Source organism: Streptomyces sp. NPDC059696, assembly GCF_042733745.1.
In the GTDB taxonomy this organism is placed as follows: Bacteria; Actinomycetota; Actinomycetes; order Streptomycetales; family Streptomycetaceae; genus Streptomyces.
This window is the reverse complement of sequence record NZ_JBHWFG010000010.1, coordinates 45,105-63,689: the sequence shown is the minus strand read 5'-3', so window position 1 is coordinate 63,689 and position 18,585 is coordinate 45,105. Positions and strand designations below refer to the sequence as shown.

Here is an 18,585-nt window from a genome sequence, read left to right as displayed (position 1 = left end):
AACACCGGATACCCGTGTGCCGCCGGGCGAGTCCCGGCGGCGCCCGCTGCGGGCTTCCGCGGCGTTACTCGTGCCGCTCAGCGACGAAGATGCAGAACGGGTGGCCCTCGGGGTCCCGGTAGACGCGGAAGCGTTCCTCGTCGTCGGGGTCCGGACGGTCCCGGTTGCTGAGCAGGGTGCCGCCCAGGCCGAGCACGCGCTCGTGCTGATGGCGCAGCTCTTCCAGGGAGTCGACGCTCAGATCGAGGTGCATCTGCTGGGGCACCGGGCCGTCGGGCCAGTCCGGCTCGCGCAGGTGTTCCACCTGCTGGAAGGCGAGCTGTGGTCCACCGCCGGGGTTGCGCAGGACGAGCCAGTCCCTGCCGTGTTCGTCCGGCTGACCCGCCGGAGGCGGCTCGTCCCCCGCCGCGTAGTCGAGCCCCAGCAGGGACCGGTAGAACTCGGCGAGGGCGCGGGCGTCGGTGCTGTCGAGCACGGTCTGCACGAGCCGAAGGCTTGCGTCATGGGTCATGGACTCCAGGTGCCCGGTCCGGCCCGGCCCGAACGGCCCGCTCGGGGGAACGCCCGCACCGAGCCCGTTTCAGCCGGGGCGCACGAAGCGTGATCGCTCTCCTGACCACCCCTGACTCCGTCGCACCACGGGCCTGCGCCGCGGGCGACGCGGCCGGGCGGCAGGGGTCCCTGGCAGGGTTGGAGAAGGTCAAGTGTCAAGATGGGGACATGACTATCAAGGTATTTTTCGACATCACCATCGACGACGTCCCCGCCGGCCGGATCAACCTGGACCTCTTCGACGACGTCGCCCCCAAGACCGTGGAGAACTTCCGCGCGCTGGCGACCGGCGAGAAGGGCTTCGGTTACAAGGGCTCGTCCTTCCACCGCGTGATCCCGGAGTTCATGCTCCAGGGCGGCGATTTCACCCGCGGCGACGGCACCGGCGGCAAGAGCATCTACGGCGAGAAGTTCGCCGACGAGAACTTCACGCTGAAGCACACCAAGCCGGGCCAGCTCTCCATGGCCAACGCCGGTCCGAACACGAACGGCTCGCAGTTCTTCATCACCACGATCGTGACGTCGTGGCTCGACGGCAAGCACGTCGTGTTCGGTGAGGTCGCCGACGAGAGCAGCATGGAAGTCGTCCGGAAGATCGAGAGCTACGGCTCGCGGTCCGGCCGCCCCTCGGCCACCATCACGATCGCCGACAGCGGCGCTCTGTAGGGGTCTCTTCACGTGTCGGGAGCGAACGGTTCCCGGCACCCGCCCCACCCCATCGGCGCTGCACCGGCCGAGCGCCCGGCGCAGCGCCGTACGGCACGTAACGGCCGTAGGGCCGGCGGTTACTCCCCGGCCTGTGACACACGGCACGGGTGGGAGTACGGGAACGATGGAATGCAGACGAGCGGGCACATGGTTGGCCTATACATCTGACTGTGAACCTGTGAGGTACCCGTGAAGCACTCCGTCCCCGAGCAGCCCGCCGACGTCGTCGCGCGCCTGCGCGCCACCTTCCGTACCGGCCGGACGAAGCCCGTGGAGTGGCGCGTGGCCCAGTTGCGCCGTCTGCGTGACCTGCTCAGCGAGCACGGCACGGATCTGGCCGCCGCTCTCCATGCCGACCTGGGCAAGAGCGCCACGGAGGCCTTCCGCACCGAGATCGACTTCACCGTCCGTGAGATCGACCACACTCTCGATCACCTCGCCGACTGGCTGCGGCCGGAGCCGGCGCCGTCCCCGGCCCACCTCGGCCCCGACGTGAGGGTGTGGACGCAGTACGACCCCCTGGGCGTCGTCCTCGTCATCGCCCCCTGGAACTACCCGGCGCAGCTCCTGCTGACCCCCGTGGTCGGTGCGCTGGCCGCCGGCAACGCGGTGGTCGCCAAGCCGAGCGAGCTGGCCCCCGCCACCTCCGCGGCGCTGGCCCGGCTGCTGCCGGCGTACCTCGACAACGACACGGTCGCCGTGGTGGAGGGCGGGGTCCCCGAGACCACGGCCCTGCTCGCCGAACGTTTCGACCACATCTTCTACACCGGCAACGGCACGGTCGGCCGGATCGTGCTGCGCGCGGCCGCCGAGCATCTCACTCCGGTCACCCTCGAACTGGGCGGCAAGTCACCGGCGTTCGTCGACCGCGACGCCGACCTGGCCGTCGTCGCCGACCGGTTGGCCCGGGGCAAGTTCCTCAACGCCGGGCAGACCTGCGTGGCCCCCGACTACGTCCTGACCGATCCGGAGACGGCGGCGGCCCTGGAACCGCTGTTCGCGAACGCCGTGAAGGCGCTGTACGGCAGCGACCCGGCCGCGTCCGGCGAGTACGGCCGGATCGTCAACGAACGGCACTTCGACCGGCTCACGGGCCTGCTCGACTCCGGTCGTACCGTGGTGGGCGGCACGAGCGACCGTCCGGCGAAGTACATCGCACCCACAGTCCTGGCGGACGTCGCCCCCGACGCGCCCGTGATGCGCGAGGAGATCTTCGGCCCGATCCTCCCGATCGTCACCGTCCCCGGTATCGACGAGGCGATCGGCTTCATCAACGACCGGGACAAGCCGCTCGCCCTGTACGTCTTCACCGAGTCCGACGAGACGCGGCGCCGGTTCGCCGACGAGACGTCCTCGGGCGGCCTGGGCTACGGCCTGCCGCTCGCCCATCTGACCGTGTCCGACCTGCCGTTCGGCGGTGTGGGAGAGAGCGGTATGGGCAATTACCACGGCCGCTACTCCATCGAGACCTTCAGCCATCGCAAGGCGGTCCTCGACAAGCCGCTGCACTGAGGCCCGCGACGGCCCGCGCGCCGAGGAGTGCTGCGCGGGCCTCGTTCATGTCCGGGGCCGTGCCACCAACCGTGCGCAGTGATGACCATAAGCGCCCGCATCGCAACTCAGAGTAGTCACATAGGGTCACACATGGTCATGGTTCAGGCCCTCACACGCGGTCACCCTTGAGGGCCGGAGACAGCACAGCTCGAGAACGCGATGGCGTGACTTGAAGTGGTCAAGATGGGAACCGGTAAAGCAGCCCTGGCGCACGAGGCGGGCCGGATGCCCGGGCGCCGGCCCCTTCACCGGAGAAGAGACCACGATGGCGCACGAAGACGACAGCCGGCAGGCCGTACCGGACCCACGCGCGAAGCGCACCGACGGCGACGGCGGCGCGCGCCGACGACCGTCACGGGGGTGGCACGTCGAGGAGACGGCCGAGGTCGCCGTGCCCGTGCGGACGGCGTACAACCAGTGGACGCAGTTCAAGTCCTTCCCGCGCTTCTCGACCGTCGTGCGCGGCGTCGAGCAGGTCAGGCCGACCATGACCGTCTGGTCGATCGGCTACGGACGTCTGCGTCGCCGCTTCCCGGTGGAGATCCTGGAACAGGACCCGGACTCCTACCTGGCCTGGCGCGGTCTGGAGCAGAACCCATCCCACCGGGGCGAGGTCGAATTCACGCCGACGGCGTCCGGCGGCACCGCGATCACGGTCCGGATGGAGCTGGAACCGCGGGGAGCGGCGAAGATCCTCTCCCGCTCGTCGAGGGCCGTCCGGTTGACCAGCCGGATGGTCGCCCGGGTGGTGCACGCCGAGCTGGTGAACTTTCAACGGTTTATCGAGGGCCTGGGGCAGGAGGGCGGGGCCTGGCGGGGCACCATCCGCAACGGCCGCGTCCAGCACGATCACCCCGAACCGCCCAGGAGCCGCGTGGCCCAGTGGCCGGTCGGCTGACCCGCCGCCGGACACGACAACGCCGGACACGGCAAGAGAAAGGCGAACCGATGCAGAACCCGCCCGGTGAGGAGCCGGAGACCACCCTCTCCGTGACGCCGCCGAAGAAGTGGGCGGCCGGTGTCCCCGCCGTCGTCCACGCGCTGGAGTACTCCCTGGAGCAGACCTCCCCGCGCAAGACCGGGGTGGACCTGCTGACCATGAACCAGGTGGGCGGTGTCGACTGCCCCGGCTGCGCCTGGGCCGACCCCGCCCCGGGCCGGCGCCATCGCAACGAGTACTGCGAGAACGGCGCCAAACACATCAACGACGAGGCCACCACGCGGCGGGTCACCGCCGACTTCTTCCGTGAGCACAGCGTCTCCGACCTCGCCGGACGCTCCGACATGTGGCTCAACCAGCAGGGCCGGCTCACCGAGCCGATGATCAAGCGGCCGGGGTCCGAGCACTACGAGCCCATCGGCTGGAGCGACGCCCTGGGCGTCCTCGCGCAGGAGCTGAAGGCGTTGACCTCCCCCGACGAGGCCGTTTTCTACACCTCCGGGCGCGCCAGCAACGAGGCCGCCTTCGTCCTGCAGCTCTTCGCCCGCGCCTTCGGCACCAACAACCTGCCCGACTGCAGCAACATGTGTCACGAGTCCAGCGGCTTCGCCCTGAGCGAGACCCTGGGCACCGGCAAGGGCACCGTCAGCCTCGACGACCTCCACCACGCCGACCTGATCTTCCTGGTCGGGCAGAACCCGGGCACCAACCACCCGCGTCAGCTCTCCGCCCTGGAGGAGGCCAAGCGGGGCGGCGGCCGGATCGTGGCGGTCAACCCGCTGCCGGAGGCCGGGCTGCGGCGCTTCAAGAACCCGCAGAAGCCGAGCGGGATCATCGGACGCGGCACCCAGATCGCCGACCGGTTCCTGCACATCAAGCCCGGCGGCGACCTCGCCCTGTTCCAGGCCCTCAACCGCCTGCTGCTGGAGGCTGAGGACGCCCGGCCCGGCACCGTCCTGGACCACGACTTCATCGACGCCCACACGACCGGGTTCGAGGAGTTCGCCCGGCACGCCCGTACCGTCGACTGGGACGACGTGCACACGGCGACCGGACTGACGCGCGAGGAGATCGAGAAGGTCCGCGACGAGGTCCTGGACAGTGAACGCGTCATCGTCTGCTGGGCGATGGGCATCACCCAGCACAAGCACGGCGTGCCCACCGTCCGGGAGATCGTCAACTTCCTGATGCTGCGCGGCAATCTGGGGCGCGCCGGCACCGGCGCCTGCCCGGTGCGCGGCCACAGCAACGTCCAGGGCGACCGCACCATGGGCATCTGGGAGCAGATGCCGGACACCTTCCTCGACGCCCTGCAGCGGGAGTTCGGTTTCGACCCGCCCCGCCCGCACGGCCTGGACTCGGTGAACGCCATCAAGGCGATGCGTGAGGGCGACGTCAAGGTCTTCCTCGCCCTCGCCGGCAATTTCGTCCGGGCCGCTCCGGACAGTGAGGTCACCGAGGAGGCGCTGCGCTCGTGCCGGCTGACCGCGCACATCTCCACCAAGCTGAACCGTTCGCACACCGTCTGCGGCGACACCGCGCTGATCCTGCCGACGCTGGGGCGCACCGAGCGTGACGTCCAGGCCGACGGCGAGCAGTTCGTGACCGTCGAGAACTCCATGAGCGAGGTGCACACGTCCCAGGGCCGCCTCGCACCGGCGTCCCCGCTGCTGCTCAGCGAGGTCGCCATCCTGTGCCGGCTCGCCCGCCTCACCCTGGACGGCAAGCCGGACATCCCCTGGACCACGTTCGAGGGTGACTACGGCAGCATCCGCGACCGCATCTCCCGTATCGTGCCGGGCTTCCACGACTTCAACGCACGGGTGACCCGCCCCGGGGGCTTCCAACTGCCCAACCCGGTCAACGAGGGCGTCTTCAACAACAAGGCCGGCAAGGCCCTGTTCACCTGCAACGAGCGCGTGATCCCCCGGGCACCGGAGGGGCATCTGCTGTTGCAGACGCTCCGCTCGCACGACCAGTGGAACACCGTCCCCTACAGCAACAACGACCGCTATCGCGGCATCCACGGCAGCCGCCACGTCGTGCTCGTCAATCCGGCCGACCTGAGCGAACTGGGCCTCGCCCAGGGCGACCGCGTGGACCTGGTGAGCGTGTGGGCGGACGGCTCCGAGCGCCGGGCCGAGAACTTCGAGGTCGTGTCCTACCCCGCCGCCAAGGGGTCGGCCGCCGCGTACTACCCGGAGACGAACGTCCTGGTGCCGCTGGACAGCGTCGCCGACATCAGCAACCAGCCCACGTCCAAGGGCATCGTCGTACGCCTCGAACCCACGAGCGATCGGGCGCGGCGTGTGACCGCCTGACGGGCGGCACGGTCCTGTCGGTGTGCCGGGCGGTGTGCTTCGCCCCTGGCCGAGGGCGCTGCTCGTCCCATGACGAGGGGCCCGGCATCAGCCGGGCCCCTCGTTCGCGTGGCGGGGGCACAGGATGTGGATCTGTGCCTCCAGCTCATGAGCCCGATGGGCTACCGGGCTGCTCCACCCCGCGCGGTGGTGCTGCCGCCGTGGCCGGCGACTCACGCGGGGCGGTACGCATCATCCTTCGTCAGCCGCGCACGATGTTCTCGGCCTGGGGGCCCTTCTGCCCCTGCGTCACGTCGAAGGTGACCGGTTCGCCCTCGATGAGTTCCCGGTAGCCGTTGCCGGTGATGTTGGAGTAGTGGGCGAAGACGTCCGGGCCGCCGCCGTCCTGGGCGATGAATCCGAAGCCCTTTTCGGCGTTGAACCACTTAACGGTGCCGCTGGCCATGCTGCTTGTCCTTCGATATCGCCGAGAGGTCCCGGCTGGTCCATGGGAGGCGCCACCTCGAACACTGATGACACCCGCGGACTGTTCTACCCCCTCCGGCGCCGATCATCCGACCTTTTTTCGGTGAACATCCGCAGCTCGGGCGATCGCCTGCACCGGATCGGCGTAGCCCTGCTCCTCGACCAGATGAGAGCGAACGCGCCCGGGCGGGTGATGGTCGCGGCGTTCGACGGCACACGGAGCTTCAGGTTGCCTCGCCCCTCCGTGAGAAAGCCCACCACACCTCATGCCTGAGCATCAGGGGATAAATCGCCCCTCTGCGTGATGTGCACACAACAGTCAGGCATTAGTTTGAGGACTGTGCGTGATCATCCTCTGGCTCTGACCACGGCCCGGAAGGCGGGTCTCATCCGTTTCGCGCTGGCCGGCGTCGTCGCGGGCGGACTTCTGACGGGATGTGCGTCGGACGACAAGTCCCTGGCCTATCAGACGGACTACGGCAACCATCGGCCGTTGCGGGTCGTCGGCTACCCCTCCGCCGGGAGTCTCGAGACGGTGCAGAAGGCCGTGTGGCGGCTCGCCGACGGTGACACCGACGGGCTCGCCGCGCTCGCCGTCGGCGACGAGCACGCCGATGCCACAGCCCGCAACTGGGTGAAGGCGTTCGGCGCCGCCGCCAAGGAGGAGGTGACAGCGGACTTCTACGACGAGGGGTCCGTGCGGCAGGTCGTGGTCCTGTACTTCGCCAAGAGCGGCCGGGTCAAGGAGATCGAGACGCGCATCGGCCAGGACGACGCATGGGGACTCACCCTCGACGAACCCGACCCGACCGCGGCGACGGCCCGGCCCGACTGGGCCCCGACCAACCCTGGCGGCACCGGGTCCCGTACGTCCGGCGTCCAGCCCGCCGACCGCCGAGCACGTGGCAGCGAGGGCGGCTGACCTGCTGTGGCGCGGGCGGTGCGTCACGCACTCGTCCTCTTGCAGGCCGCACAGCGTTCCTCGGATCCGCACGGACACTCCGAGAGGCGGGGTGGCTGCAGCGAGGTCGTCACCGGTAACGCCTCCGCCCGTCAAGCCCGTTGAGGGACGGAGCGCGCTGGAGGGGACCAACGGGGACACGCGTCCGACCGGAGTGCACCGGCGTCAATCAGCCATCCGGCCTGCCCTGTTTTTGGCTGTACGCGGCCGGAAGGCAGACCCAAGCTTGATCCGCCCGTGAGATCCACGGCGAGCACGTCGATGTGTATGGAGGACCCCGGTGCGTCGCGCCTCTCTCTTCCTCGCAGGTGCCATGGCTTCACTCCCCCTCGTCCTGGTTCCCGCCGCATCCGCCTCGGCGGCTCCGGCGGACAAGCCCCAGGTGCTCAGCTCCTGGACGCAGACCAGCGCTTCCAGCTACAACGCCTGGGCCGCCGCCCGCCAGAATCAGGGCGCGTGGGCCTCGTACGGCTTCGACTGGTCGACGGACTACTGCACCACCTCGCCCGACAACCCGTTCGGCTTCCCCTTCCAGAACGCGTGTGCCCGCCACGACTTCGGCTACCGGAACTACCACGCGGCCGGTACGTTCTCCGCCAACAAGGACCGTCTGGATTCGGCGTTCTACGAGGACCTCAAGCGCGTCTGCGGTACGTACTCGGGCGCCAGCAGAACCGCCTGCAACAGCACCGCGTGGACGTACTACCAAGCCGTCAGAGCCTTCGGCGTGCCGTCGGTCGACGGAGGCACGGCGAAGGCGCCGGCCGGGGCTGAGCCCGCCCACGCCTGACGGTGGCGGTGGCGCCGGGCCGGGGAGGTGCCTCCCCGGCCGGGTGCCTTGGCGTCAGTTGCCGGTGTGCGGCAGGAGGGACACCATCGCGCTGCCGTTGCGGGCGACGAGGGCGTCACCGTAGAGCAGGAGCTGGGGCGAACCCGCGAACCTGGGCTCCGTCCTGAGGGTGTCGACGTGGCCGCGCCAGACCTGTGCGCCCGTGTGCAGGTCGAGTGCGGACAGGTTTCCGGTCGGGTCGAGGAAGTACACGACTCCCTGCCGGGTCGACACCACGGGTGAGGCGAGGCTCTGCATGGTGTCCTCGCCGGGCACCTTGACGCCCACCGGGCGGCTCCACAAGGTCTTGCCCGTGGTCAGCGAGTGGGCCGAGGCCTCGCCCTGCCGGGAGACGGTGATCAGACGGCCACCGACGACATCGGAGCCGGCCAGGGCCCCCTTGACCCGATAGGGGTGCGAGGCATGCTCTCCCGAGCCGTCGACGGTGGTCAGCCGCAGGCTCCTGCCGCCCTCGTCCCGCGCCGCGAGCAGGACCATGCGGTCCCCGGAGGTGCCGATGAGCTGCTGCATGCCGGGAAGGGTCGTGACCTTCGTGGCGCTTCCCGTGGCGGGATCGAGACGGAGGACCTCGGTGCCGTCCGGCTTCTCGACGTCCCGCGCGCACAGGAGGTAGGGCACCCCGCTCAGCACGGCCCGCTGACACACCATGCCCTTGTCCCAGGTGTGGCGCCACTTCTCCTTGCCGGTCAGCGGGTCGAGGGCGGACATCGTGCGCACCGACGGCGTGTTCGCCAGCACCGCACCGTCGATGAGCATGGCGGCCTGTTCCGTGCGGTCGTCCTGCGGCATCTGCACCGTCCACAGCACCTTGCCGGTGGCGGCGTTCACCGCCATCAGGTCGGTGCCTCCGGAGTAGTCCCCGCCGGGCAGGTTCCGGGCGGTGTGATTGCGGTAGGCGTACACGACGCCGTCGCGCACGGCGACCGGGTGGTCGATGCCGTCACCTTCGCGGTTGACCTCGACGCCCCAGAGCCGCTTGCCCGTCTTGGCGTCGATCTTCGCGACGTCGTACGTGGACCCGCTGCAGTACAGCGCGGAGCCGTCCACCAGACACCCGCGCTCGCTGGTGCCCGTACCGCTGCTCTGCCACGGCTTCCAGCCCTCCGGCGGTGTCGCCGGTGATGCCGCCGGGCGCACGGGGCGTTCATACCGTGCCGAACCGCCGTCGCCGAAGCCGAACACCGCGCCCACGCTGATCGCGGCAACCGCGACCGCCGTCCCCGCGGCCTGCGAGAAGCGCCGCCTGCTGCGCCGCCGCACCACCTTGTCCACCAGGTCCCCGGGTGCCCGCACCCGGTCCAGGGCGACCCCGTGCAGCGTGTCCCGGACCTTCTCCTCCAGGCGCTCCGTCGTCATCGCTGAACCTCCTTGGGCGTGTAGCCGAGCGACTGGATCCGTTCCGTGGGCCGTTCGGGGCCGAGTTCCGGTACGAGCGCGCGGAGCTTGGCGAGTGACCGGTGGGCCGTGCTGCGGACCGTGCCGACCGGGCATCCCAGCAGCGCCGCGACCTCGGCCTCGGGCAGGTCCTCGAAGTAGCGCAACACGACCACGGCCCGCTGCCGGTTCGACAGACGGCCGAGTGCCGCCCACAGTGCGATGCGCAGGTCGGAGTCCGGCCCCGCCGCGGCGTCCCCCGCTGCGTCGGGCAGCACGGGCACCGTCGTCTCGGCGTGGTGTCTTCGCAATCGCCAGCGGTTCACCTGCTGGCGGTACATCACCTGCCGGACGTAGGCCTCGTGCTGCTCGATGCGTGCCCATCGCCCGTAGGCCTTCATCAGTGCGATCTGCAGCAGATCCTCCGCAGCGTACCGGTCACCACCGGTGAGCAGTACCGCGAGCCGCAGCAGCGCGGTGGAGCGCATCTCCACGAACTCCCGGAACTCGTCATGACTCGAGGCCTCCATCGACCCTCCCCTTCTCGAATCATCACGACGTGCTGGACCGCCCCCCGCTATCCCTCTTCGCCGAAGATCGTGCGGGCGCACCGGCGCGGCGCCGCTGACGCACCGGCACCCGAACGGGGGACGCCCGGCGGTGGGCCGCATCCGGTTCCGCTCCCCCGGGCGAATTCTGCACCGTCCGTACGCACGTGCCCCGACGGAAGGCCTGCCGCCATGTCCACCCCGCACTGGCTCTTCGGTGATCAGCTGGGCCCGCATTTCCTCACTCCGGCCCGTGAGCAGGGCCCGGATCGCGGAGCACCCGTGGTGATGATCGAGGCGAAGTCGGTGTTCCGGCGCAGGCGTTTTCACCGCGCCAAGGCCCACCTGGTGCTGTCGGCGATGCGGCACCGGGCGGCGGAGCTGGGTGAGCGGGTGACGTACGTGCGAGCGGAGACCTATCGCGAGGGGCTGCGCCGCGCGGTGGGCGACACACCGGTGACGGTGTGTCACCCCACCTCGTACGCGGCGCTGCGGCTGGTGCGTTCCCTGCCCGGGGTGCGGGTGCTGCCCGCCCGGGGCTTCCTGGTCACGCACGAGGAGTTCGCCGGCTGGGCCGGGCGGCTCGGCGGGCGGCGGCTGCTCCAGGAGAACTTCTACCACTGGGTGCGGGAGCGGCACGACCTGCTGATGGACGCCGGCCGCCCGGCCGGAGGCCGGTTCAACCACGACAACGCCAACCGCGAGCCTCCGCCGCGCGGCGCCCGCACCCTGGACGTGCCGGGGCCGTACCGGCCGCGGGAGGACGACATCGACGCCGGGGTACGCGAGGACCTCGACCGGTGGGAGCGCGAGGACGGGGTGCGGTTCGTCGGGCGGGACGGCCCCCGCCGTTTCCCCGCCACCCGGCGCGAGGCCCTGTCGGCACTGCGCCGCTTCGTGGCGCACCGGCTGTCCTCCTTCGGGCCGTACGAGGACGCGATGCTGGCCGGTGACCCGGTGATGGCCCACAGTCTGCTGTCGTCGTCGATGAACCTGGGGCTGCTGCACCCCGCCGAGTGCGTGGAGCACGCCGAGCGTGCCTGGCGGGAGGGCGGTGTCCCGGTGAACAGCGCCGAGGGGTTCGTCCGGCAGGTCGCGGGGTGGCGGGAGTACGTCTGGCAGCTGTACTGGCACTTCGGTGAGGACTACCGGCACGGCAACGCGCTCGGGCACACGCGGGAGCTGCCCGCCTACTTCGGCGAACTCGACGCGGACGCGGTCACCGCCCGCTGCCTGGCCGGCGTGCTCGCCCAGGTGCGGGACACCGGATGGACGCACCACATCCCCCGGCTGATGGTGCTGGGCAGTCACGCCCTGCAGCGCGGCTGGGACCCGGCGGCCGTCACCGACTGGTTCCACCGCTGCTTCGTCGACGGGTACGACTGGGTGATGGTGCCGAACGTGATCGGCATGTCCCAGTACGCGGACGGCGGCCGGATGACCACCAAGCCGTACACCTCGGGGGGCGCCTACATCCACCGTATGAGCGACCTGTGCGAGGGCTGCGCCTTCCGGCCCGGCGACCGCACCGGTCCGCACGCCTGCCCGTACACCGCCGGCTACTGGGCCTTCCTGCACCGGCACCGCGACCGGTTGTCCGGCAACCCCCGCATGCGGCGCCCGGTGCAGGGTCTGGACCGACTCGGCGACCTCGACGACGTGCTGCGCGAGGAGCGGCGGCGAGCGGACGAGGCGCCGTGACGGTACCGGCGTACCGCGGCCCGGTGCGCCGCGATGACGTGTCGGTCGCCTCGCGGGGCGCCCGGAGCTCCCGTAGGGTCTCGATGCCGTCGGCGCCGGACACGCTGACGGCCCTTGACGACCGCGCGGACCCAGTGACGAGGAGCTCGCATGTCAGGACAGTTCGAGGTGACCACCGAGATCGACCGGCCCGTCGAGGCGGTGTTCGACTACCTCGCCGACGGGCGCAACGATCCGCAGTTCAGTCCCCGTGTGCAGCGGATCGACCGGGTCCCCGAGACGCCGACGGCCGTGGGCACGGTGTTCCGCAGCACCGTCAAGGACGCCGGGGTGAAGACGGCCAGGGAGTTCCGCATCACCGCATGCGAGGCGCCGGCGCGGATCCGGTGGACCGAGGTGTCGAAGAACAGCGTGTCGGTGGCTGAGGGTGGCTACGACCTGGAGCCGCTGGCCGACGGCGGGACGCGGGTGCGACTGCACAACGTTCTGGAGGGTCATGGGCTCGGCAGGCTGCTCGTCGGCCTGGCCCTCGCGGCCGCCCGCAAGGACGCTCCCGCGTTCGGGGCGCGCATCAAGGCGGCGGCCGAGACGGCGATCCCGCCGCACTGACCGTCCGGAGTCACGGCGCCCGCGCCGTCACGGCCGCTGGGCGGGGCACCTGGTGCCCCGAGGTGGCAGCGTCAGACCGGTCAGGTAGCCGTCCACGGCGTCCCGCATGCAGGGGCCGTTGGTGACGCTGCCGTGGCCGTGTCCCTCATAGGTGAGGAGCACGCCGCTGCGACCGAGCTGCCGGGCCACCGAGACGGCCCACGGGTAGCCGGTCGCGGGGTCGTGCAGCGCGTTGGACACGAGGACGGGTGCGACCCCGCGCGCGTCCAGGCGGTGCTGCGGGTTGGCGGTCGGCGCGCCCAGACACGCCGCCACCATGTGCACCGGCAGCAGAGAGGGCAGGTCGGGTGCTGCCTCATCCATCGTGGCGAGGAGCGATGCGTAGGTCGTGAAGTCGCGCACGGGCAGGCGCCAGTCCGAGCAGAAGACCGGGGTGGCCGGAGGCAGCGGTGCCGTCGAGGTGGGCGCCGCGGGCAGCGGCTCGCTCGCGTGCATCCTGGCGACGGTCGCGGCCAGGCCCGCGTAGTCGGCCTCGTAGAACTTCCGGAACGCGACCTTGTTGACCAGGTCCGGTGACGACAGCGGTCTGCCGGGCTCGGCCGGGTCCTCCAGCTCGCCCTGCCGGGCGCGGTCCAGCAGGCCCCGCCAGACGGCGCGGACGTCACGCCCGTGCAGTGCGCAGTCAGCGGTGCGCTCGCACCACGTCACGAACTCCTGGAACGAGTCCTCGGCGGAAGCCGCCTCGGCCCGCAGGAAGTCTCGGGTCGATGCGACGCTGTGGTCCATGACGCTCTCCAGAACCATCGCGCGCACGCGACTCGGATAGGTCTCGGCGTACTGCGCCCCGAGGAGCGTGCCGTACGAGCTGCCGTGGAAGGTCAGCTTGCGTTCGCCGAGGGCGGCGCGGAGGGCGTCGACGTCCCGGACGGTCTGGGCGGTGTCGAGGTGGTCGAACACCGGGCCCGTGCGGGCCCGGCAGTCGGCGCGGAGCCGTCTGTTGTACGCCGTGGTGGCGTCGAAGTCCGCCCGGTTCTCGAGCTGCGGCGAGGGCCGCTGCGCGAGCAGTTCGGCGGAGCACGTCACCGGGTTGCTGCCGCCCACGCCGCGCGGGTCGAAGCTGACGATGTCGAACCTGCGGCGGACCTCGGGGCTGAACCGGCTGACACGGTCCACCACCATCCTCACACCCGAGTCGCCCGGCCCGCCGGGGCCGAACACCATCGAACCGACGCGTGCGCCGGGGTCGGTGGCCTTGCGGCGCGCCACGGCCAGTCCGAGTCGCGGGCCGCCCGGGTCGGCCCAGTCGACCGGCACCATGAGAGTGGCGCACTCGGCTCCGGGCTGCGCAGCGTCGTCGCACGGTGCCCACCGCAGGTTCTGCGGGGCGGGCGGCGACGCAGGGGCCGCGGGAGCGGTGGCGAGGCCCGTGACGAGTGCCAGGGCCGCTCCCACGACCGTGGCTGAGCGGCGCGAGAACGCTGTGAGGCGCACCGTGTTCGTACCCCTTGACGGCATGGCTCCTCCTCGTGGAGCTCGTGGAGAGAGTGCTCGTGTCGTACGTGCGGACCCGGCCGGGGCACCGTCGTCACGGTAGACGCCCTGTCGCCGCCGTGGAGCTGCGGTCAGGGTCTTCTCCGGGGAAGGTCGGGGGCGGCTCAGGGGCGATCGGGCGGGCGGGAGACCTCACGTGCGCGCAATCCGGCCAGGTGGTCCGGAAACCCCCTGGGCGCTCGGCCCGGAGGGGCGGGTGTCGTACCGATGATCTAGAGTCAGCCTGCTCCTGGGGAGGGGATGACGCATGGTGCGTAAGGGTCGTCGGGTCGTGTGGTGCGCTGTCGCGGTGCTGGCGTTGGCAGGCTGCGGGCGGGCGGAGGTGCCGCCGGAGCGGCAGCCCGCGTTCGAGGGGGCGGAGGATCTGCCGGAGAAGCTCGGTGCGGACGGCACCACCATCACGGTCGGTGACCCCGACGCGAAGGTGAAGGTGCACCTGTACGAGGATCCGCGCTGCCCCTTCTGCGAGCAGTTCGAAACCTCGGGCGGCGGGCCGCAGTTGCGCAAGGCGGTCATCGACCGTCAGGCCACGGTGCAGTACACCCTGGCCTCCTTTCTCGACGACCGGGTCGGCGGCAGCGGTTCGAAGAAGGCGGTCAACGCGCTGCGCGCGGCACTCAAGGAGGGCAAGTTCGTGGAGTACCACGAGGTGCTCTACCTCAACCAGCCCGAAGAGAGCGACGACGGCTACACCGACGCCTACCTGCTGAAGCTGGCCGGCCAGGTGGAGGGTCTGCGCAGCACGGCCTTCGACTCGGCCGTGAAGACCATGAAGTACCGCACCTTCGTGGCCGCTTCGCAGAAGGCCTACGAGCGGGCCGGCGGGGCGGCGGAGCCCGAGGGACCCGGCACACCCACCGCGGTGATCAACGACAAGCGGATCCCGCAGGAGGGCAACGGCGTCCTGCTGGACGGCACCGTCTTCGCCGAGCTCCTGGACCGGATCCATGCCAACCCCTGGGAGTGGGAGGCCACCACTGTGTGAGCCCGGCGGGTCACGCCCCGGTCCCCGGACCCGCCGTCCCGGGCGAACCAGGCTCGGCGTCGCCCGTCAGGGGTGCGTCGTGGCGACCTTCAGGCCGAAGCCGATCAGGACGACGCCGGTGACACGGTCCATGGCCCGGCGCACGGCGGGCTTGTGGAAGAAGACGCGCGCCTTGGCCAGCAGCATCACGTAGCCGCCGAGCCACACGGCGGTCAACGCCGCGTGGAGGAGCACCAGGAGGGCCATACCCGTGTGCGGGGAGAGCCCGGCCGGGGCCAGCGTCGGGAGCAGGCCGGTGTAGAACACTGCGATCTTGGGGTTGAAGACGTTGGTGACCAGGCCGGTCCGCCAGGGGTTGCCCGTGGGGGCTCCGGGGAGGGTGTCGGTGCCCGGCGTCCGGGCACGCCGGCTGTGGAGCAGCGCCTGGACGCCGAGGAGGACCAGGTAGGCGGCTCCTGCCAGTTTGATCACCGTGTAGCCGGTGGCGGAGGCGGCCAGGACGGCGGCGAGGCCGACCACCGTGAGCAGCCCCCAGATCAGCAGTCCCGCGGTGATGCCGCCGGCCGTTCGCAGCCCGTCCTGCCCTCCGGAAGCGACCGCCCGTTTCGTCACGACGGCCATGTCCGGCCCGGGCACCATGGTCAGCAGGGCGAGCACGCCGGCCGCCGTGAGGAACTCGATGAGCATGCCCTCAGTCTCACATTCCGCCGCGTGCGGCCGGATCTCCTGCGCGCAAGTGATCGCACGGGAGAGCTCAAGCGCCTGAGTACGCGTACTCAGACCGTCCGAGCTGTCCTCCCCTGCTCCCCGCGGACTGTCCGTAGCCACACTGGACCGCCCTTGTCTGCCTACGAAGAGGTTCCGATGGCCCGCGCCCTCACCCTGCGTTCCGCCGCTCCCGGCGACCTGCCCTGGATTCACGAACTGCGGCACCGCGTCTACGCGGAGGAGCTGGGCCAGCACGCGCCCCATGAGGAAGGGCGGCTCGTCGACGGGCTGGACGGCGACAACGTCTACCTGGTCGCGGCTCGGGGTGCGGAGCGCATCGGATTCGTGAGTGTGACGCCGCCGTGGGTCGGCCGGTACGGGCTGGACAAGTATTTGACCCGCGCGGAGCTTCCGCTCCTCGACGAGGCCGAGGTCTTCGAGGTCCGCCTGCTCACCGTCGAGCCCGGCGCCCGCTCCGGGGCCGCGGGGGCACTGCTGATGTACGCGGCGCTGCGCTGGATCGCGTCCCGGGGCGGGCGGAGGGTGGTGGCGATGGGCCGCACCGATCTGATCGGCATGTACCGGGCGGCGGGTCTGCGTCCCGTCGGCCGTACCGTCCGCTGCGGGGCGGTCGCCTTCGACGTGCTCACCGGGGACGTGGCAGAGCTGTCGCGGGGGGCGGCCGGTCGGCATGCGGCGACCGTGGCTCGACTGGCGGCCGGGGTGGACTGGCGGCTGGACGCGCCGTTCGCGCCCCGGCCGGACGGCTGCGAGCACGGTGGGGCCTCGTTCACCGCGATCGGCGCGGACTTCCGCACGCTGGAGCGGCGTCACGAGGTGGTCGCGGCGGACGTGCTCGACGCCTGGTTCCCGCCGGCCCCCGGGGCACGCGCGGTGCTCGCCGACGACGCCGGCTGGGTCGCCCGCACCTCACCCCCGACCGGTGCGGAGGGCCTGCTCGCGGAGCTCGCCGCGGTCCGCGGTCTGCCCCCGGAGACACTCGCGGTCGGCGCCGGCTCCTCCGACCTGATCTTCCGGGCCTTCGGCCGGTGGCTGACGCCGGCGAGCCGGGTCCTGCTGCTGGACCCGGGCTACGGCGAGTACGCGCATGTCACGGAACGGGTGATCGGCTGCCGCGTGGACCGGTTCCGGCTGCGGCGCGAGGAGGGCTGGCGCATCGACCCGGCCAGGTTGTCAGCGGTCGTGGCCGACGGGGCGTACGACTTGGTCGTCGTGGTCAACCCGAACAATCCGACCGGACGCCACGCACCGGCCGCGGAACTGCGCGCGGTCGTCGGCGCGGCCCCGGAGCGGACCCGGTGGTGGATCGACGAGGCGTACCTCGGCTACGTGGATCCCGCCGAGTCGCTCGCCGCGTTCGCCGCGAGGGACCCGCGTGTGGTGGTCTGCACCTCGATGTCGAAGACGTACGCCCTGTCCGGTGTGCGGGCCGCCTACCTGGTCGCCGAGGCGGACACGGCCGCGGAGCTGCGCCGGTGGACCCCGCCGTGGGCGGTCGGGCTGCCGGCTCAACTGGCCGCCGTGGCGGCCTTGCGCGACCCGGCGTACTACACCGGCGTGCTGCGGCGCACACACGAGCTGCGGCGAGGGCTCGCCGCCGATCTGGCCGCTGTGGACGCTTCGGTGACGGTCGAGGAGTCGGTGGCCAACTTCCTGACGCTGACGCTGCCACCGGGCGGTGCGAGCGCCGCGTCCCTGGTCGCGGCGTGCCGGCGTCACGGTGTGTACCTGCGGGACCTGTCGCCGCTGTCGTCGTCGTACGAGGGGCGCGCCGTGCGGGTGGCGGTACGTGACTCCGGCGAGAACGCCCGCATCGTGGCCGCCTGTCGGGCCGCTCTCGGTGAACTGCACGCGGGGTGCACCGCTTTGCCGGGTGCCGGGGTGGCACGGTGACCTCGGTGGCCGCGCTGGCTCCGTGGCTGGGCGGGGCGTTGCTGGCGAGCGGTGTGCTGGTGGGGGCGTCGCGGCGACGCGAGCTGGTCGGCCGGTGGTGTGCGTGGGCGGTGGGTGTGCCGGTGGTGACGGCCGCGTTCTGGTGGGGGCGGCCCGGGATCGCCCTGCTGGCCGCGGCTGTCGCGGTCGTGGCGGTGGGGGAGTTCGGCGCGCTGACCCGGCTGCCCGGGGCCGACCGGGTGGTGCTCGCGGCAGGTGTGACGGGGGTGATCGTCGCCGCTGTGTCGATGCCGGACCAGCTCTGGCGGGTCGGTGCGGTCGGGGCGCTGGCTCTGGTCGCCCTGCCGCTGCTGAGCGGTGATGCCGAGGACGGCCTGCGGCGGCTCGGCACCGGTCTGCTCGGCTTGGTGTGGCTGGGTGTGCTGGCGGGGCTGGCGCCGCTGGGGACGCTCGGCCTGGCGTTGTTCGCTGCGGTGTCGGTGGGCGACGTGGTGGCGTACTTCGCCGGACCTCGCCTGGGCGGGCCCGGGTTGTCGCCGCTGTCCCCGGCGAAACGGTGGAGCGGAACGGTGTGCGGCGCGGCGGCGGGTCTGGCCGTCCTCGCGCTGCTGTCGGCGTGGAGCTGGCCGGCGGCGGCCGCGGTGGCCGTCGGCGGGCCGGTGGGCGACCTGGTGGAGTCCCTGGTCAAACGCGGTGCCGGGGTCAAGGACTCGGGACGGTGGCTGGCGGGGGCCGGGGGGCTGCTGGACCGGATCGACTCGCTCGTGGGGGCGTTGGCGGTGGTCGTCGTCCTGGGGTGACCGGGCCGGCGTGCCCGGAGCGGAACCCGGACGGGTGCTGCCGG

At 71.5% G+C, this 18,585-nt stretch carries 17 protein-coding genes; 11 read left to right on the top strand and 6 right to left on the bottom strand.

The window, feature by feature from the left end; translation table 11 throughout:
- Nucleotides 1-64: 64 nt before the first annotated feature.
- A complete protein-coding gene (locus ACFV20_RS13485) occupies nt 65-511 on the bottom strand; it encodes a VOC family protein (protein ID WP_385655828.1) in 447 nt (148 codons plus the stop codon).
- Nucleotides 512-720: 209 nt separating this feature from the next.
- Between ACFV20_RS13485 and ACFV20_RS13480 the strand changes: the two genes are divergently transcribed.
- From ACFV20_RS13480 to ACFV20_RS13465, 4 genes are all read left to right on the top strand, one after another.
- Nucleotides 721-1,218 carry a peptidylprolyl isomerase gene (locus tag ACFV20_RS13480; protein WP_385655826.1) on the top strand — a complete coding sequence of 166 codons (498 nt, stop codon included), beginning with the start codon at nt 721-723 and terminating at the stop codon, nt 1,216-1,218.
- A gap of 231 nt (nt 1,219-1,449) precedes the next feature.
- Nucleotides 1,450-2,772, top strand: coding sequence for an aldehyde dehydrogenase family protein (locus ACFV20_RS13475; protein WP_385655825.1), 1,323 nt, complete (start codon nt 1,450-1,452; stop codon nt 2,770-2,772).
- A 307-nt stretch (nt 2,773-3,079) separates the two neighbouring features.
- Entirely contained in the window at nt 3,080-3,712 is a 633-nt protein-coding gene (locus tag ACFV20_RS13470) for an SRPBCC family protein (RefSeq protein ID WP_385655824.1), read from the top strand.
- A gap of 50 nt (nt 3,713-3,762) precedes the next feature.
- Nucleotides 3,763-6,075 carry an FdhF/YdeP family oxidoreductase gene (locus tag ACFV20_RS13465; RefSeq protein ID WP_385655822.1) on the top strand — a complete coding sequence of 771 codons (2,313 nt, stop codon included), beginning with the start codon at nt 3,763-3,765 and terminating at the stop codon, nt 6,073-6,075.
- Between the two features lie 241 nt (nt 6,076-6,316).
- On the opposite strand, the gene ACFV20_RS13460 is transcribed toward ACFV20_RS13465, so the two are convergent.
- Nucleotides 6,317-6,520: a cold-shock protein gene (locus tag ACFV20_RS13460; RefSeq protein ID WP_356650991.1), complete on the bottom strand. Its 204-nt coding sequence runs from the start codon at nt 6,518-6,520 to the stop codon at nt 6,317-6,319.
- Between the two features lie 360 nt (nt 6,521-6,880).
- On the opposite strand from ACFV20_RS13460, the gene ACFV20_RS13455 reads away from it, so the two are divergent.
- Together ACFV20_RS13455 and ACFV20_RS13450 are read left to right on the top strand one after the other, a co-directional pair.
- Complete coding sequence (locus tag ACFV20_RS13455) at nt 6,881-7,462, top strand: hypothetical protein (protein ID WP_385655820.1); 582 nt, start codon at nt 6,881-6,883, stop codon at nt 7,460-7,462.
- Between the two features lie 352 nt (nt 7,463-7,814).
- Nucleotides 7,815-8,291, top strand: coding sequence for a phospholipase (locus tag ACFV20_RS13450; protein WP_385655818.1), 477 nt, complete (start codon nt 7,815-7,817; stop codon nt 8,289-8,291).
- 54 nt (nt 8,292-8,345) lie between these two features.
- Here the strand turns inward: ACFV20_RS13450 and ACFV20_RS13445 are convergent, their stop codons facing one another.
- On the bottom strand, nt 8,346-9,707 hold the full coding sequence (locus ACFV20_RS13445) for a PQQ-binding-like beta-propeller repeat protein (RefSeq protein ID WP_385655817.1): 1,362 nt from the start codon (nt 9,705-9,707) through the stop codon (nt 8,346-8,348).
- Nucleotides 9,704-10,255 (bottom strand): SigE family RNA polymerase sigma factor, encoded by a 552-nt coding sequence (locus ACFV20_RS13440; protein WP_385655816.1) that lies wholly within the window; start codon nt 10,253-10,255, stop codon nt 9,704-9,706. Before ACFV20_RS13440 ends, ACFV20_RS13445 begins: the two co-directional genes overlap by 4 nt.
- Nucleotides 10,256-10,465: 210 nt before the next feature.
- Between ACFV20_RS13440 and ACFV20_RS13435 the strand changes: the two genes are divergently transcribed.
- Both ACFV20_RS13435 and ACFV20_RS13430 read left to right on the top strand, forming a co-directional pair.
- A complete protein-coding gene (locus ACFV20_RS13435) occupies nt 10,466-11,974 on the top strand; it encodes a cryptochrome/photolyase family protein (protein ID WP_385655814.1) in 1,509 nt (502 codons plus the stop codon).
- 150 nt (nt 11,975-12,124) lie between these two features.
- Nucleotides 12,125-12,583, top strand: a complete 459-nt coding sequence (locus ACFV20_RS13430; RefSeq protein ID WP_385655812.1) for an SRPBCC family protein — start codon at nt 12,125-12,127, stop codon at nt 12,581-12,583.
- 27 nt (nt 12,584-12,610) lie between these two features.
- On the opposite strand, the gene ACFV20_RS13425 is transcribed toward ACFV20_RS13430, so the two are convergent.
- Nucleotides 12,611-14,098 carry an alpha/beta hydrolase gene (locus tag ACFV20_RS13425; RefSeq protein ID WP_385655810.1) on the bottom strand — a complete coding sequence of 496 codons (1,488 nt, stop codon included), beginning with the start codon at nt 14,096-14,098 and terminating at the stop codon, nt 12,611-12,613.
- 325 nt (nt 14,099-14,423) lie between these two features.
- Between ACFV20_RS13425 and ACFV20_RS13420 the strand changes: the two genes are divergently transcribed.
- The gene (locus ACFV20_RS13420) at nt 14,424-15,119 is read left to right on the top strand and encodes a DsbA family protein (RefSeq protein WP_385655809.1); all 696 of its coding nucleotides are present in this window, start codon (nt 14,424-14,426) and stop codon (nt 15,117-15,119) included.
- A gap of 66 nt (nt 15,120-15,185) precedes the next feature.
- On the opposite strand, the gene ACFV20_RS13415 is transcribed toward ACFV20_RS13420, so the two are convergent.
- The gene (locus ACFV20_RS13415; RefSeq protein ID WP_385655807.1) at nt 15,186-15,806 is read right to left on the bottom strand and encodes a LysE family translocator; all 621 of its coding nucleotides are present in this window, start codon (nt 15,804-15,806) and stop codon (nt 15,186-15,188) included.
- A gap of 177 nt (nt 15,807-15,983) precedes the next feature.
- On the opposite strand from ACFV20_RS13415, the gene ACFV20_RS13410 reads away from it, so the two are divergent.
- Together ACFV20_RS13410 and ACFV20_RS13405 are read left to right on the top strand one after the other, a co-directional pair.
- Entirely contained in the window at nt 15,984-17,741 is a 1,758-nt protein-coding gene (locus ACFV20_RS13410) for an aminotransferase class I/II-fold pyridoxal phosphate-dependent enzyme (RefSeq protein WP_385656099.1), read from the top strand.
- On the top strand, nt 17,738-18,541 hold the full coding sequence (locus tag ACFV20_RS13405; protein ID WP_385655805.1) for a phosphatidate cytidylyltransferase: 804 nt from the start codon (nt 17,738-17,740) through the stop codon (nt 18,539-18,541). Before ACFV20_RS13410 ends, ACFV20_RS13405 begins: the two co-directional genes overlap by 4 nt.
- Nucleotides 18,542-18,585 lie beyond the last annotated feature (44 nt).